The 14919-nt window shown below is 42.3% G+C and carries 12 protein-coding genes and 1 tRNA gene; 10 read left to right on the top strand and 3 right to left on the bottom strand.

Translation table 11 applies throughout. From position 1 onward, the window contains the following. The first annotated feature begins 1 nt into the window (after nt 1). Genes rpoN through LVD17_RS04480 form a run of 3 tightly spaced genes read left to right on the top strand, consistent with a single transcriptional unit; the run spans nt 2 to nt 2855 of the window. Complete coding sequence (gene rpoN / locus LVD17_RS04490; RefSeq protein WP_233765031.1) at nt 2-1441, top strand: RNA polymerase factor sigma-54; 1440 nt, start codon at nt 2-4, stop codon at nt 1439-1441. After that, entirely contained in the window at nt 1441-2061 is a 621-nt protein-coding gene (locus LVD17_RS04485) for a PA-phosphatase (RefSeq protein ID WP_233765029.1), read from the top strand. The genes rpoN and LVD17_RS04485 overlap by 1 nt, the downstream gene beginning before the upstream one ends. Before the next feature lie 14 nt (nt 2062-2075). Next, a complete protein-coding gene (locus tag LVD17_RS04480) occupies nt 2076-2855 on the top strand; it encodes an enoyl-CoA hydratase/isomerase family protein (protein WP_233765027.1) in 780 nt (259 codons plus the stop codon). A 63-nt stretch (nt 2856-2918) separates the two neighbouring features. On the opposite strand, the gene LVD17_RS04475 is transcribed toward LVD17_RS04480, so the two are convergent. Beyond that, nucleotides 2919-3683, bottom strand: coding sequence for a porin family protein (locus tag LVD17_RS04475; protein ID WP_233765025.1), 765 nt, complete (start codon nt 3681-3683; stop codon nt 2919-2921). A gap of 183 nt (nt 3684-3866) precedes the next feature. On the opposite strand from LVD17_RS04475, the gene LVD17_RS04470 reads away from it, so the two are divergent. Together LVD17_RS04470 and LVD17_RS04465 are read left to right on the top strand one after the other, a co-directional pair. After that, nucleotides 3867-3940 (top strand) — tRNA-Arg (locus LVD17_RS04470). Nucleotides 3941-4259: 319 nt separating this feature from the next. Continuing rightward, nucleotides 4260-5774, top strand: coding sequence for a family 43 glycosylhydrolase (locus LVD17_RS04465; RefSeq protein WP_233765023.1), 1515 nt, complete (start codon nt 4260-4262; stop codon nt 5772-5774). A gap of 167 nt (nt 5775-5941) precedes the next feature. Here LVD17_RS04465 and LVD17_RS04460 read toward each other — a convergent pair whose 3' ends face one another. Both LVD17_RS04460 and LVD17_RS04455 read right to left on the bottom strand, forming a co-directional pair. Beyond that, entirely contained in the window at nt 5942-6190 is a 249-nt protein-coding gene (locus tag LVD17_RS04460; protein WP_233765022.1) for a hypothetical protein, read from the bottom strand. 163 nt (nt 6191-6353) lie between these two features. Continuing rightward, nucleotides 6354-7187: a 5'-nucleotidase, lipoprotein e(P4) family gene (locus LVD17_RS04455; RefSeq protein WP_233765021.1), complete on the bottom strand. Its 834-nt coding sequence runs from the start codon at nt 7185-7187 to the stop codon at nt 6354-6356. Nucleotides 7188-7494: 307 nt separating this feature from the next. On the opposite strand from LVD17_RS04455, the gene LVD17_RS04450 reads away from it, so the two are divergent. The 5 genes from LVD17_RS04450 to LVD17_RS04430 all read left to right on the top strand — a co-directional run bounded on the left by LVD17_RS04450 (nt 7495) and on the right by LVD17_RS04430 (nt 14908). Then, nucleotides 7495-7914 carry an HYC_CC_PP family protein gene (locus tag LVD17_RS04450; RefSeq protein WP_233765019.1) on the top strand — a complete coding sequence of 140 codons (420 nt, stop codon included), beginning with the start codon at nt 7495-7497 and terminating at the stop codon, nt 7912-7914. 81 nt (nt 7915-7995) lie between these two features. After that, the gene (locus tag LVD17_RS04445; RefSeq protein ID WP_233765017.1) at nt 7996-11805 is read left to right on the top strand and encodes an efflux RND transporter permease subunit; all 3810 of its coding nucleotides are present in this window, start codon (nt 7996-7998) and stop codon (nt 11803-11805) included. Next, nucleotides 11792-12505 carry an acetolactate decarboxylase gene (locus LVD17_RS04440; RefSeq protein ID WP_233765016.1) on the top strand — a complete coding sequence of 238 codons (714 nt, stop codon included), beginning with the start codon at nt 11792-11794 and terminating at the stop codon, nt 12503-12505. Before LVD17_RS04445 ends, LVD17_RS04440 begins: the two co-directional genes overlap by 14 nt. Continuing rightward, nucleotides 12502-13758 carry a TolC family protein gene (locus LVD17_RS04435; RefSeq protein WP_233765015.1) on the top strand — a complete coding sequence of 419 codons (1257 nt, stop codon included), beginning with the start codon at nt 12502-12504 and terminating at the stop codon, nt 13756-13758. The genes LVD17_RS04440 and LVD17_RS04435 overlap by 4 nt, the downstream gene beginning before the upstream one ends. Nucleotides 13759-13834: 76 nt before the next feature. After that, nucleotides 13835-14908, top strand: a complete 1074-nt coding sequence (locus tag LVD17_RS04430) for a class I fructose-bisphosphate aldolase (protein WP_233765014.1) — start codon at nt 13835-13837, stop codon at nt 14906-14908. The last annotated feature ends 11 nt before the right edge of the window (nt 14909-14919 follow it).

Genomic DNA, 14919 nt, shown 5'->3' with positions numbered 1-14919 from the left:
GATGCAGAAGCTTGGATTAACCCAAAGTTTACAACAAAAATTATCTCCACAGCAGATACAATTTATCAAGCTGTTGCAGATTCCTACAGCCGAGTTGGATACCCGGGTAGAAGAGGAGCTGGAAGAGAATCCTGCTTTAGAAGAAGGCAAAGAAGAACTTGATGATATTACAGACGAATATGAAGATACTGACACTGACACGTCGGAAGACAATGAGCTTGATGTTGAGGACTATTTGAGAGATGACGACTTCAGTGGCTACAAAATGCATGGTGATGGCGATAATGAAGATAAGGAAATGCCCATTGCCATGCAGAGTACGCTGAATGAGCACCTGATGGATCAATTGGGTTTTCTGCGTCTTGATGAAAGACAATATACTATTGGAAAGCAACTGATTGGCAGTATTGAAAGTGACGGCTATATTCGGAGAGACCTGGAGGCCATCATCAATGATTTAGCATTCTCTCAGAATATTGATACAGATGTTGATGAAGTAGAGGAAATTCTTCGGAAAATTCAGGATTTTGACCCTCCGGGTATTGCTGCCAGGGATTTACAGGAGTGTCTTTTGCTTCAGTTGGAAAGACGGGCTGATGATCAGAATGTAGATGTTATTGTGGCTAAGCAAATTATATCGAATTGTTTCGATGAGTTTACCAAGAAGCATTACAGTAAGATCATGAAAAAGCTTGATCTGGAGGACGAAGATTATATCAAAGATGCGATTGAGCTAATCAGGAAACTAAACCCAAAGCCGGGAGGTAGTTCATCGGGCCTGGTTCGTACGCAATACCTTATACCTGATTTTATACTGACTAACAACAATGGTGAGCTTGAGCTGGCGCTAAACTCCAGAAATGCACCAGAGCTGCGGGTTAGTCGTTCATACTCCGAAATGCTTCAGGCATATGATAAGAGTGATAAGTCTGATAAAAAACTGAAAGAAACCGTTACTTTCGTTAAGCAAAAGCTTGATGCGGCAAAATGGTTTATAGATGCCATTAAGCAAAGGCAACATACTCTGCTCAATACCATGAGGGCCATAGTGGACTTTCAATACGAATACTTTCAGGAAGGTGATGAAAGCAAGCTAAGGCCTATGATATTAAAGGATATAGCTAATATTATCAATATGGATATTTCAACGGTTTCAAGGGTTGCAAATAGCAAGTCAGTACAAACCGATTTCGGCATATTTCCGCTTAAATATTTTTTCTCGGAGGGTATTGCCACTGACTCTGGTGAGGATGTAAGTAGCCGGGAGGTGAAGAATGAGTTGAAGCAGATAATTGATGCTGAGGAGAAGAAGAAGCCATTGAGTGATGATAAGTTAGAAAAGTTATTAAAAGCTAAAGGATATAACATTGCCAGAAGGACTGTTGCCAAATACAGGGAACAGATGAACATTCCGGTGGCCAGGTTAAGAAAAGAGTTATAGTGCTGAAAAATCTGGCCAATATCATTTCAGTGGTGTTCCATCCATTATTGATGACGACACTATTAGTAGCATCGTTGTATTTCTTTGCTCCTACGAGTATACTTCCTGTCAGCAGCGATTCCATTCTGTTGATTTTGCTACTGGTACTTATTCTGACCTATATTCTTCCTTTGCTTAGTGTAGGTATGCTGAAGTTAACCAAGAGTATAAGCAGTATTCACCTTCACAACAGGAAGGAAAGAATAATGCCTTTTTTCTTCATTACCGTGTATTATGGGCTTACCGCTTATTTCTTCTCTGAAAAACTTGTACTGGGTAACGCCCTGGTGATTATGTTGGGTTCTATAACTGCAACGATTTTTTTAGTTACCGTTATCAGTATGTTTTTCAAAATAAGTGCACATGCAACAGGCACAGCCGGAGTACTTGGTTTTTTTGTAGCCATTCACTTCAGGTACCTCGATAGCCTGTTATTCTGGCCGATAATCACTGCGTTGATCCTGCATGGTGTTGTTAGCTCTGCCAGACTATATCTGGATACACATAGCCCGGAAGAAGTTCATTTTGGTGCCCTTTTAGGATTTATTGTTAATTTCGGGGCAGCTTATATTTTCACATAAAGTAACAATTGATCATGTACGAATTTTTAAAATATGAAAATAACAACGGGGTTGCCGTAATAACACTTAACAGGCCTGAAGTATATAATGCCCTTAATGATGGTATCACATATGAGCTGCAGGATGTGTTCAAGCAGGTCGGTAAGGATGATTCTGTTCGGGTTATTGTGCTTACTGGTGAAGGTAAAGCCTTTTGCTCAGGACAAGACCTCAAGGCTTCTTCAGGTCAGGAAAAGAGATCTTTTATAGATTCTCTTCACAAACGCTATAATCCCATTATCCGGGCTATGAGAAATCTGCCGAAGCCGATCATCTGTCGATTGAATGGTGTAGCCGCCGGTGCGGGATGCTCTATAGCTTTGGCCTGTGATCTGATTGTGGCTGCAGAAGAAGCCATGCTTACAGAGGTGTTTGTTAATATAGGTTTAGTACTCGACTCGGGTTCATCTTATTTTCTACCGCGCCTGGTAGGTAGTGCCAAAGCTTTCGAATTAAGTACTATGGGTTCAAGAATAAAGGGGAAAGAAGCTTATGATATAGGGCTGGTAAATAAAGTTGTACCCGCTGGTCAGCTTGATGAGGCTGTAAAAGTTTACACTGATTATTATGCTCAGGCTCCCACCAGGGCTATTGGGTTAATGAAGAAAATGTTGAATAAATCAGGAAATTCTACACTTGATGAAATGCTCGAGTATGAAGCTTATTGTCAGGAGATTGCTGGTAATTCGGAAGATTATAAAGAGGGAGTTACAGCTTTTTTGGAAAAAAGAAAGTCAGAGTTTAAAGGGAAATAATTTTATAGATCAATAGAAAAGGGGATTTGAATTTCAAATCCCCTTTTCTATTGCTTCGGTTTTTTAGAATCCTGTAAAGGAAAGTCCGATGGTTATATTCGTCATGTTCTCAGTGTCCTCGGGTCCATCATCGAACATCTCTGAAAGGCCATGGTAATAGAAAAGGTTGAAGCCGCCAATGCCTACTCTTCCTGTAACTCCATAGCGAAATCTGTTGAGACCATAGTCCTTTTTTACTTTGGTTTTAATGTTCTCATCATCAGTTTCATACTTTAATTTAGTATGAGAGCTAAATCTGATGCCGGCTCTTCCTCCAACACTTACATTAAAGCTCCTTTTTTTATCATCGGGGTTAGTATAAAAACGCAATTCAAGAGGGATATCAATATAGTTGGCTGCAAGCTGAGATTTTTTAACATCCCAGTCTTCATTCAACTCTTCAAGGGTAACTACTGTGTTGCCGTTATTGTCAACATCCTGAACTAAGGTAACATCATCGTCAAATTTGAATTTGTTAAGACCAACGCCAATACCAGGCATAAATACAAAATTTGAATTACCAATTGGTACATCATAATAGTAGTACATGTTGATAGTTCGTGATCCTATAAGGCTGGTTTCAAATGCGTCCGGAGCACTTTGGAGCATATTCCAACCAATATCAATTAAAAATGTACCGGGAACGTCAGGTCGGGCTGCCCTGTCTCTGATCTTCATGGGGGACAGTTGAGCCAATGGTTTATCACCATTTTCAGGATGGTCATTGTCTCCTGCATAAGTACCGGTGGCAATGCCTAAAGTAAGTATGTAAATAAAAATTTTTTTCATAATATCTTAACCTAAATCCCTCATTTTTATTGTAGGTGGGCAAAGATAAGGTTTTTTAAAGAAGTACGAATCAATAAGACTTTTTTTAAGAAGAATAATTATTTACATTTGCACCGCGTTAGCAAATCGTTCGGCCGGCTTAAATGTCCGGTAAATTCCGGGCGAATAACTGCTAACTGAGATGGCCTCGTAGCTCAACTGAATAGAGCACCTGATTACGGCTCAGGAGGTTTCAGGTTTGAATCCTGACGAGGTCACAAAAGGTGAAGTTACAATTGTAATTTCACCTTTTTTATTATCTTGCAGCCCCATGTCTATACGTCTCTGCATCCCCTTGGCAGAATATAAAGTTGGGAATGCCTTACCCCTTTAGGCTTACCGCAGCTTTACATGACAGGAATTAGAAAGCGAGTTAACCTGCTAAACTGAATACGAGAGATGTTTCTGGACAAAATGTCCGAAAGATTAAGTCAGCTCTGCCGTCTAGATATAGCTGCTCCTCGCATTATAAATCAGTCTGGCTCAACAGTATAAATTGTAAAAGTTCTTACTCCAACCATAATCATATTGATCGACATGAAAGTAAATATTACAACTGTGATCTTGTCAATTGTAGCCTGTGCGATGCTGAATGCGCAAGCCCGGAAGGATACCAAATTTACAAATACAGATAAATTTATGAATCCTGTATTTTCAGGGGATTACCCGGATCCGAGTATTTTAGCAGATGGTGACGACTATTATGTCGTTCACTCTTCTTTTGAATATTATCCCGGTCTAACTATCTGGCACTCAAAAGACCTGATCAGCTGGAACCCTATTAAAAGCGCATTAACCAAATATATCGGTTCTGTATGGGCTCCTGACCTTGTAAAGCATAATGGTAAATACTACATCTATTTCCCTGCTAACAATACCAACTATGTTATAGTTGCTGATGCTATCGATGGGAAATGGAGTGATCCAATTGATCTGAAAATCGGAAATATTGACCCGGGGCATGTAGCAGATGATAAGGGTAACAGATACCTGTATTTCAGCAGCGGCGGATATGTGCAGTTATCTAAGGATGGTTTATCGGTAGTGGGCGAATTTAAACATGTATATGACGGATGGCCTATTCCTAGGGATTGGACGATTGAATGTTTTTGTATGGAAGGGCCAAAATTATTTAAAAGAGGCCAATACTATTATTTGACTGTGGCGGAAGGTGGAACCGCAGGCCCTGCTACAGGTCACATGGTTATTTCTGCACGCTCAAAATCACCTTTAGGGCCATGGGAAAATTCTCCATACAACCCGATTATCCGGGCTCAGAGCACTTCTGACAGATGGTGGTCAGTGGGGCATGGTACTGTTTTTGAAAATGCCAGCCATGAATGGTGGATGATGTTTCATGGATACGAAAAAGACCACTACAATATGGGGCGCCAGACTTTGCTGGCCCCGGTAGAGTGGACCGAGGATGGTTGGTATAAATTGCCCGATGACTTTGATCTGGAAAAACCAACTGCAAGACCGGCACAAAAGCCTTTTAAATCTACCTATTCGCTTAATGATGATTTTGAGGGTAATGAACTTGACATGCAATGGAAATTTTTTGGCAAGTATGATCCGGGCCGTTACAATATCGCAAACAATAGTATTGAGATTATAGCTAAAGGCGGTTCAATACCAGAGAGTTTACCGTTACTTACTATACCGGCAGATCATTCGTATTCAGCCCAGGTTGAAATTGAAATTGAAGGTGATGCCATTGCCGGGTTAGTATTGTTTTATAACCACAAGATATATTCCGGGATACTGGCTGATCATAAAAATATACTGGCAAATCTGCGAGGCTGGCAATTTCCCACAGAGAAAGATGTAATTAATGATCATGTGTATCTAAAGCTTAAAAATGTTAATAATGTAGTAGATATGTATTACAGCACAGACGGTACAAGATGGGTTAAAATTGAAAATTCTTTTGATGCATCGGGTTACCATCATAACGTATTAAGCGATTTTTTGAGCTTGCGCATCGGCCTGGTATCTATGGGGCGCGGCAAAGTAAGATTTAAGGATTTTAAGTACGAGCCAATAAAATAATGAAGGAGCATAAGCAACGAATTGAACTGAAATTCAAACATTGATCCGAAAAGGAACAAATAGCGGAGGTAAGTGCTGTTAGGGCAAGTCTGAAGGTAAAACCGGCTTTTCCCTGTTTGCATTTATATCCAATCAGGAGCAGAGTTGGATGGTTATCCTTTATATTCTTAAGCTATCTCCCTCGAATTCAGGTAAGTCACCCTTTCCTCATTATCATAGCAGGTAATCTCCACCTGATATTTGTCAGCTTTCTGCTGCCCGGTATTTCTTCTGTAAATATTGCTGGCCATTTTGTGATCCAAAGCTACAAAATGGATTTTGCCGTGTTGGGGTGCTTTGTTAAACTTGATGGTAACCTCATTTTCAACGGGAGAGGTATTACCATGAACAGCATTGATCTTTAGAGTGTAAAACATGACATAACTGCTTTTAAACAGTGCAAATGTTCAACTTTTAAAAGCAGTTATGTCAAACTGTAAATTATGGATAAATTAAGAAATTAATCCTGATTTTATTGAATTGTAAAGCCAGCGAACGTGCTTTCTTATATTTAATTTGATTCCGGTCTGTTGCAAAAGCTTACTTATCAAGGACCTGTTGACGTTTTTGTAATTTCAATTCGTTGCTTATGCTATAGTCATTATTATAAATAGCACCTTCCCATTCTCCATACATTGGGTTAGGTAAAATAACAAAGTTGTATAAGAGTTCTTCTTTATTTTTCAAGACTAGCTCCTTGCCCATATCACTACCTCTGTCAGCATAGAGCTCAGAATAGTCCGTAAGGTTGTCTCCCACAAAGACTAATATGGTGTGCGTGGAGGATACCTTCCCTCTTCGTGCGGTTTTATCACTTGTACTACTTTTTAAAATTACATGTTTCTCATCCGCATCGGGGAACCTGTATTTTTTTAAATTTTCAATGGTGGATTCAAGCTCATCCGTTTTCCTGTTTGAAATGTAAAATATTTCAACCCCCTTCTCTTTGGCGAAATTCACAAATTCAAGTGCTCCCGGAAGTGCTTTTGCCCGAGCTTCGTCAGTCCATAACTTCCATGTGGCCGATTCATATGTTTTACCTTTTTCGATTAGTTGGGCTTCATAGGGACTATTGTCAAGCACGGTTTCGTCAATGTCAAGTACTACGGCTAATGGTAGCCTCGATCTTATAGTCTTTAGCTTCGAGTCGACCAGCATTTCCGCATATTTGTAGGCCTGTAAATAGGCAGCAACCATTTCTGCTGATTTTTGGTACCATAAAACACTCGTTACAAGCTGTTGCGACATCTGCTTTTCGGCGGGAATCGATGTGGCAGGTGAAGCAACTTTGGTAGTTTGGTTCTCGGTGGCACAGGCAACCAGCAAGGTTGAAGCAATAAACAGGATGGAGTACTTTCGAAGCAACTGTTTCATGAAATTGGTTAAGTTTGGTTATGCATCCCTATCGCAGCGTCGGTGAATTTCGAATAGTCCCGACAAAGCAAGGCATGTATACAAGTGTTAATAAAGCAAATTTTGATTCTGTAGTACAATAATATCACAATTTGTACAACAAACGTATTTTCTTACCTGCTTTTGTTGGTCAGAATGGGGAATAGCTCATCGTTGGTTTATTTATCAGCTTGGTAAAACCACTTTTTGAATTTTTTTGAAACCTTTGTACTTTTGCAAGAGTTAAACAATGGGCAAGTCTTTGTAATCAATGAGTAACGGTAAAAATATGATCAGAAAAATTTCCGCCATAGGTTTGGCGGCGATCATATTTGTTACCAGTACAGGGTTTCAGCTTAGTGCCCACTATTGTTCAGGGCAGCTCAAATCCTTCAGGCTATTTGGTAAAGCAGAGGTATGTAAATACGAGCAACCTGTCAAAAAACCTTGTCCTATGCACAAGGAGATGGCTGCCAAAGTCAAAAAAGATTGTTGCGATAATGAGGATATCCAACTTGATCCATCGGCTTACGAAGCTGTAGCAACAGCGAAAATCATAGTAGACCACTCTTTTGATTTTATTGCTCCCCAACATTCAGTACACACGTCAATTACCCGTTGGGATGCACATGTAGATTTTACCACACAATACAGACCGCCTCCGATTGACCGTGACATTCCCGTTATGGTTCAGTCATTTCTTTTATAAAATAATCTGTTAGTAACATTTCCTGCAGAGTGATGGCTTGCTCTGTTAAGGTCTTATTCATCATGTTCAACAGATATTTTTATGTTAAATAACGTAATACGCTTTTTTCTCGAAAACAAGCTGGTTACAGCCCTGATCATAATTCTTTTTGCCGGTTGGGGTTTAGTGACTGCACCCTTTGACTGGGAACTGGACTTTCTTCCTCGCGACCCGGTACCTGTTGATGCTATTCCTGATTTGGGGGAAAATCAGCAGATAGTATTTACCGAGTGGCCCGGGCGTTCTCCTCAGGATATTGAGGATCAGATTACTTACCCGTTGACCACTTCTTTACTGGGTATTCCGGGAGTCAAGTCCATTAGAAGTACTTCCATGTTTGGTTTTTCCAGCATTTACATCATTTTCAATGAAGATGTGGAGTTTTACTGGTCAAGATCAAGGGTGCTGGAAAAACTAAGCTCTATGCCCTCAGGTTTACTTCCCGATAATGTACAACCTTCCCTTGGACCTGATGCTACAGCATTGGGGCAGATTTACTGGTATACGCTTGAAGGTCGTGATAAGGATGGTAACCCCACTGGAGGGTGGGATCCGCAAGAGTTGAGGACCATTCAGGATTTTTATGTCAGGTATGCACTTTCTTCCGCCGAAGGTGTATCAGAAGTAGCTTCTGTTGGTGGCTTTGTTAAAGAGTACCAGATAGATGTGCGTCCGGAAGCTTTGAAAGCCTACGGGTTGGGTTTGCAGGATGTAATGGCAGCGGTAAAAAACACCAATCGTGATGTGGGGGCAAAGACACTGGAGATTAATAAAGCAGAGTATCTTGTAAGAGGTCTGGGCTATATTGAAACAGTTGAAGATATTGAAAAAGCCGTTATTAAATCTGTAAATAATGTCCCTGTAAGAATTGGGGATGTAGCAGTAGTATCCCTTGGCCCGGCCACCAGGCGGGGAGTTCTGGATAAAGGCGGAGCTGAAGTTACCGGTGGAGTGGTTGTAGCCCGCTATGGCTCAAATCCGTTGCAAGTAATCAAAAACGTAAAGGGAAAAATTGCAGAAGTTGAAAAGGGCCTTCCGGTAAAAACCCTGGAGGATGGCAGCATATCCAAAGTTACCATTGTCCCTTTTTATGACCGCACCCAGCTCATCTACGAAACCCTTGGCACACTTGAGGAAGCACTTTCGCTTGAGATACTGATCACCATCCTGGTGATCATAGTGATGGTGCTAAACCTCCGGGTATCGATGATCATTTCTTTCCTCTTACCTCTGGCCGTGCTTATGGTGTTTATAGCTATGAGATATACAAATGTTGATGCCAACATCGTAGCCCTAAGCGGAATAGCCATAGCTATAGGTACCATGGTAGACCTGGGCATTATTCTTACCGAAAACGTTATTAAATACCTGGATGAGAATAAGGGAAAAAACCTGTTGGAAACTATTTACGAAGCCTCAGCAGAAGTAAGTGGTGCCATAGTTACGGCGGTTTCAACTACTATTATCAGTTTTATCCCGGTATTTACCCTTGAGGCGGCTGAAGGCAAGCTTTTCAGGCCTCTGGCTTTTACAAAAACCTTTGCCCTGGCCTCTGCTGTAATCATCGCTTTATTTATACTTCCCGCTTTGGCACATTGGCTGTTTGGGTTAAAAATTGAAAGACAGAAAATCAGAAAATGGCTCAATGTCGTAATCGTACCCGTGGGGGTTTTAATTGCTTTTACTTTTTCTACATGGGCAGGAATGGTGGTGTTGCTATTTGGAGTGGTAGGAGTCGTTAAAGGTTTTACCCGTTTTAACCATTGGGCCATTCGCCATGGGGAAGTAACTGTCTCCGTATTGGCAGTGGTTTGGCTATTGGCCATGCACTGGCTTCCTTTGGGGGCCGGTAAGAGCTTGCTGCTCAATATCATATTTGTAGCCCTGGTAGTAGGAGCAGTTCTGGGAGGCTCCTTGTTACTTGTCAGATATTATTCATCCATTCTAAGTTGGTGTCTCTACAACAGGTTCAAGTTCCTGATCATACCTACTTTCATTATACTTTTTGGTGTGGTGGTCTGGCAGGGCTTTAATAAAGTTTTTGGTTTTGTAGCCCATGGATTTGATGCTGTGAATGTGAACATTCGTACTACCTCTGTCTGGTCGGGTCTTGCCCACAATTTTCCGGGGATCGGTAAAGAATTTATGCCTTCCCTCAATGAGGGCTCTTTCCTGCTGATGCCAACGTCCATGCCTCATGCGGGTATAGAGGAGAACATTAAAACACTTCGATCCCTGGACATGCAGGTGAGTACAATCCCTGAAGTGGATATGGTCGTTGGTAAACTAGGCCGTGTTGAGAGTGCTCTTGACCCTGCTCCAATATCCATGTATGAAAATGTGATCAACTATAAACCCGAGTATGTAGTGGATGAGAGTGGTAGAAGAATGAGATTTAAGACGGATGATGAAGACAGGTTCATATTAAATTCAGGAGAAGTGTTGTCGAGAAATGAGATCATTGCTTTGCGGTTGCCTGCTGAAAAACTGGTTGAGGATGAGAATGGCAGTTTCTTTCGCAATTGGCGGGACGAGATAAAAAGTACGGATGATATCTGGAACGAAATTGTAAAAGCCACCGAGTTGCCGGGCGTTACATCTGCCCCCAAGCTTCAACCTATCGAAACCAGGCTTGTAATGTTGCAGACAGGTATGCGCGCCCCTATGGGGATAAAAATAGCAGGGCCTGACCTGGAAACCCTTGAATCGTTCGGGTTCGCCCTTGAGCAAATATTGAAAACAGTGCCTTCGGTAAAAAAGGAAGCAGTTTTTGCCGATAGGGTAGTTGGGAAACCATATATACAGATAGATATTGATCGTGACGCTATAGCCAGATATGGCCTGAGCATAGAGCAGGTGCAAATGGCTATTGAAACAGGTATCGGCGGAATGAAACTAAGTACTACTGTAGAAGGAAGGGAGCGGTTTCCTATCAGGATAAGGTATCCACGGGAGCTGCGGGACGATCCACGAGAACTGGAGCAGATTCTTGTGATGACACCTTCCGGTGCACAAATTCCCCTGGGGCAGTTGGCGAGTATAGAGTTCCTTCGCGGGCCTCAGATGATCAAGAGTGAGGAGACCTTCCTTACGAGTTATGTACTGTTTGATAAAAATACAGGGTTTGCAGAGGTAGACGTAGTGCATGATGCACAAAGAGCTATCCGGGAAAGGATCGATTCCGGAGCACTTGAGGTACCTGCAGGAGTTAGTTTTCGTTTTTCAGGCACTTACGAAAACCAGTTAAGGGCAGAGAAGCGCCTGGGCATTATAGTTCCACTGGTGCTGGTTATCATTTTTCTGATCATGTATTTCCAGTTCAGATCAGTTACCACATCCCTGCAGGTGTTTACGGGTATTGCAGTAGCATTTGGAGGGGGCTTTATGATGATCTGGTTGTATGGACAGGCCTGGTTTGCAGATTTTGCATTCGCAGATATTCCGCTTCGGGAGTTGTTCCAGATGAAGACCATCAACCTCAGTGTTGCGGTGTGGGTGGGCTTTATTGCACTGTTTGGGATTGCTACTGACGATGGCGTGCTAATGGCCACTTATCTCGACCAGCGGTTTGCAGGGCAGGTATTTAAAACAAAGGAAGCCATCAGGCAAGCGGTAGTTGATGCCGGAGAGCGCAGGGTAAGGCCTGCCATGATGACGACGGCCACTACCTTAATTGCACTCGTTCCGATCCTCACTTCTACAGGTAAAGGTTCAGACATAATGGTACCCATGGCCATTCCGATCTTTGGAGGAATGACCATAGCCATAATTACAATTTTTGTGGTTCCTGTTTTATATGGATGGAGGCAGGAGAACAGACTAAAAAAGAGGCAACATAATGAAAATGGTTAATATAAAATATTTTGTTCTGGCGGTTGCTGTATGGGCCTCAGGCTGTACGGCTAACCATAATGGCGATTATGAAGTGCTACATGCCGGGCAGCTAAGGGATATTATGCATAAAAATGATATTTCAGCTAAAGTGGCTGTTGATTCGCTTTTGGAAAGGCCGGGCTTATTTGCAGTGGGTTCCCTTGATGGCTTAAGTGGCGAGATAATGATTGAAGATGGTGTGCCATTCGTCAGCAAGGCGAAAGGTGATGTGGTGGCCGTTTCAAAGGATAGAGATGTTGCTGCCACACTGCTCGTGTATGCCTATGTAAGTGGATGGGAAGAGATGCAGTTACCTGACAGTGTAGTTTCCTTGGAAGATCTGGAAATTTTCCTGTCCCGGTTGAGGGGAGCAGATAGCTCAGGTAAGCCATTGCTATTTCGGCTAAAAGGCAAGCCGGCGTTTGTAAAGTTTCATATTATAAGGCCTTTAGCTGGGCATGCCACCCATGAGGAGATAAGGATAGCGGCCTTTTCTAATACACTGGAGGGTGCGAAGATATCAATCGTTGGCTTTTATTCTGAATATCATCAGGGCGTGTTCACACATCATGATTCCAATATCCATATGCATGTGATAAATGAAGAGAGGAGTAAGGCTGGTCATGTCGATGATATTCGGTTGGATGGTAATGTTAAACTATATGTTCCGGCAGAATGAGAAAATTAATTATCAATATCACTTTCTTATGCATGGCAATTCCAGGGTTGGGTCAAAGCCCCTTAAATGATTACCTCAATGTGGCAGCAAAAAATAATCCGGGGTTAAAGGCAAGGTATGCCGAATTTGAAGCGGCTATGGAGAAGGTACCTCAGGCTAAAAGCCTGCAGGAGCCTACGTTGTCTTTTGGGTATTTCATTAGTCCGGTTGAAACAAGGGTGGGGCCGCAAAGGGCGAGGTTTTCTCTTAGTCAGATGTTTCCCTGGTTTGGTACCCTTAAGGAGCGGGGAGATGTAGCTGCTTTGCAGGCCGAAGCCAGTTATATCAAATTTATAGACGCAAGGGAAAAACTCTTTATGCAGGTGAAAGGGCAATATTACCAACTATGGGAAGCCTATAAACTGATAGGGCTTGAAAAGGAGAACCTTGAAATACTCAGAACTTATGAAAATCTGGCTCAAACCCGGTTCAGTACCAGTGAGGGGCGTCTTTCAAGTGTTTTCAGAGTGCAGTTGGAGCAAAAGCAGGTAAATACGAAGTTGGAAATCTTAAAGGACAGGATTATTGTACTTGAACGTTCCTTTTTCAGACTGATCAACAGCGAACCGGACACGGCTGGGGTTATCGTAGCTGATTCAATCGTTCTTCCGGCCGGTGATCCTGTTTTTGCGCGGGATAGTCTGACGAACCATCCAAATGTCAAATTTTTTGAGCTTCAGCAGGCCGCAGCGATAGAAAGCAGAAGAGTAGCAGAGAAAAGCGGTTATCCCTCTATTGGGGCTGGTATTGATTATGTCATTGTAGGCAGGCGTTCTGATATGTCTATGCCGGATAATGGGAAAAATGTATTGATGCCTATGGCAACTATTAGTATCCCTATCTGGAGAAAAAAGTATAAGGCAGCGGTAAAAGAGGCTGAATTTAAGGGGGAGCAGTTTCAGTTGGAGCAGGAAAATATGAGCAATACACTGGCTTCTCAACTGGATATGGCGGTTTATGAAATGCAGTCTGCCAGGAGTGAGCTGGAGCTTTATAAAGAGCAAATAGACATTGCACAGAGGACGCTGGAACTAACAATTTCAGATTATACTAATGACCTGGAAGAATTTGAACGGATTTTAGAGGTACAGCAAAGGCTCATACAGTTCGAGAGAAGCTTTTATAAGTCATACAAAGAATACCTGCTGAAATATGCGGAGATCGAATACCTGACATACGAAATTAATGAAGACACGGCATTACATGAAAACTAAAGGGGAGCCTAAAACAATTTGAGCATAACACTGATTTAAATGTTAAATTATAAAAGGAATTTAAACATTAGAAATTATGATGACAGCTAACCAAACCACCGACAAAATTGCCTCATTACTTGGTGATGATGCATCAAAACTACTTGATCATACCTGCAAAACGGTAGACAAGGATTCTTTGTACACACCGGGGCCAGGCCTGATCGATGATATCTTTGCAACCAGCAACCGTTCGCCCCAGGTGATGCGGAGTCTTGCGGCCTTGTATGGTAACGGCCGTTTGGCAAATACAGGTTATTTGTCCATTCTTCCGGTTGATCAGGGGATAGAGCATTCTGCAGGCAGTGCTTTTGCCCCTAATCCTGTTTATTTTGATCCTGAAAATATCATTAAACTGGCCATTGAGGCGGGGTGCAATGCTGTGGCAAGTACGTTTGGAGGCCTGGCGCTGATGTCGCGTAAGTATGCACACAAGATCCCCTTCTTAGTGAAGATCAATCACAATGAGCTGCTTTCCTATCCGAATAAGTATGACCAGATCATGTTTGGATCGGTGCAGGAAGCCTGGGAACTGGGAGCGGTTGCAGTTGGAGCTACTATTTATTTTGGCTCTGAAGAGTCTGACAGGCAGATTGTGGAAGTGTCTCAGGCTTTTGAAGTAGCGCATGAGCTGGGGATGGCTACCGTACTTTGGTGCTATACCAGAAATGAAAATTTCAAACAAAACGGCTCTGATTACCATGCGTCGGCAGATCTCACGGGCCAGGCAAACCATTTAGGGGTGACTATCCAGGCTGACCTGATCAAACAAAAGCTGCCAACCAACAATGGCGGATATACCAACGTCAAGTTTGGCAAATCTCACCCTGACATGTATGATAAACTGGCAAGTGAGCACCCCATTGATCTCTGCCGGTACCAGGTGCTCAACTGTTATGCAGGAAGAGTTGGCCTTATCAATTCCGGAGGTGAATCAAAAGGAGTTTCCGATGTACAGGAAGCAGTAAAAACAGCAGTAATTAACAAAAGGGCTGGCGGCAGCGGACTGATACTGGGCAGAAAAGCATTTCAGCGTCCCTTCAAAGAGGGAGTAGAATTGTTAAATACCGTTCAGGACGTATATCTCAACAAGGATATCACCGTGGCTTGATAACATAAAAA

Source organism: Fulvivirga ulvae, assembly GCF_021389975.1.
Classification (GTDB): domain Bacteria; phylum Bacteroidota; class Bacteroidia; order Cytophagales; family Cyclobacteriaceae; genus Fulvivirga; species Fulvivirga ulvae.
Note: the sequence above shows the minus strand (reverse complement) of the source record. Positions and strands in the feature narration are given on the sequence as shown.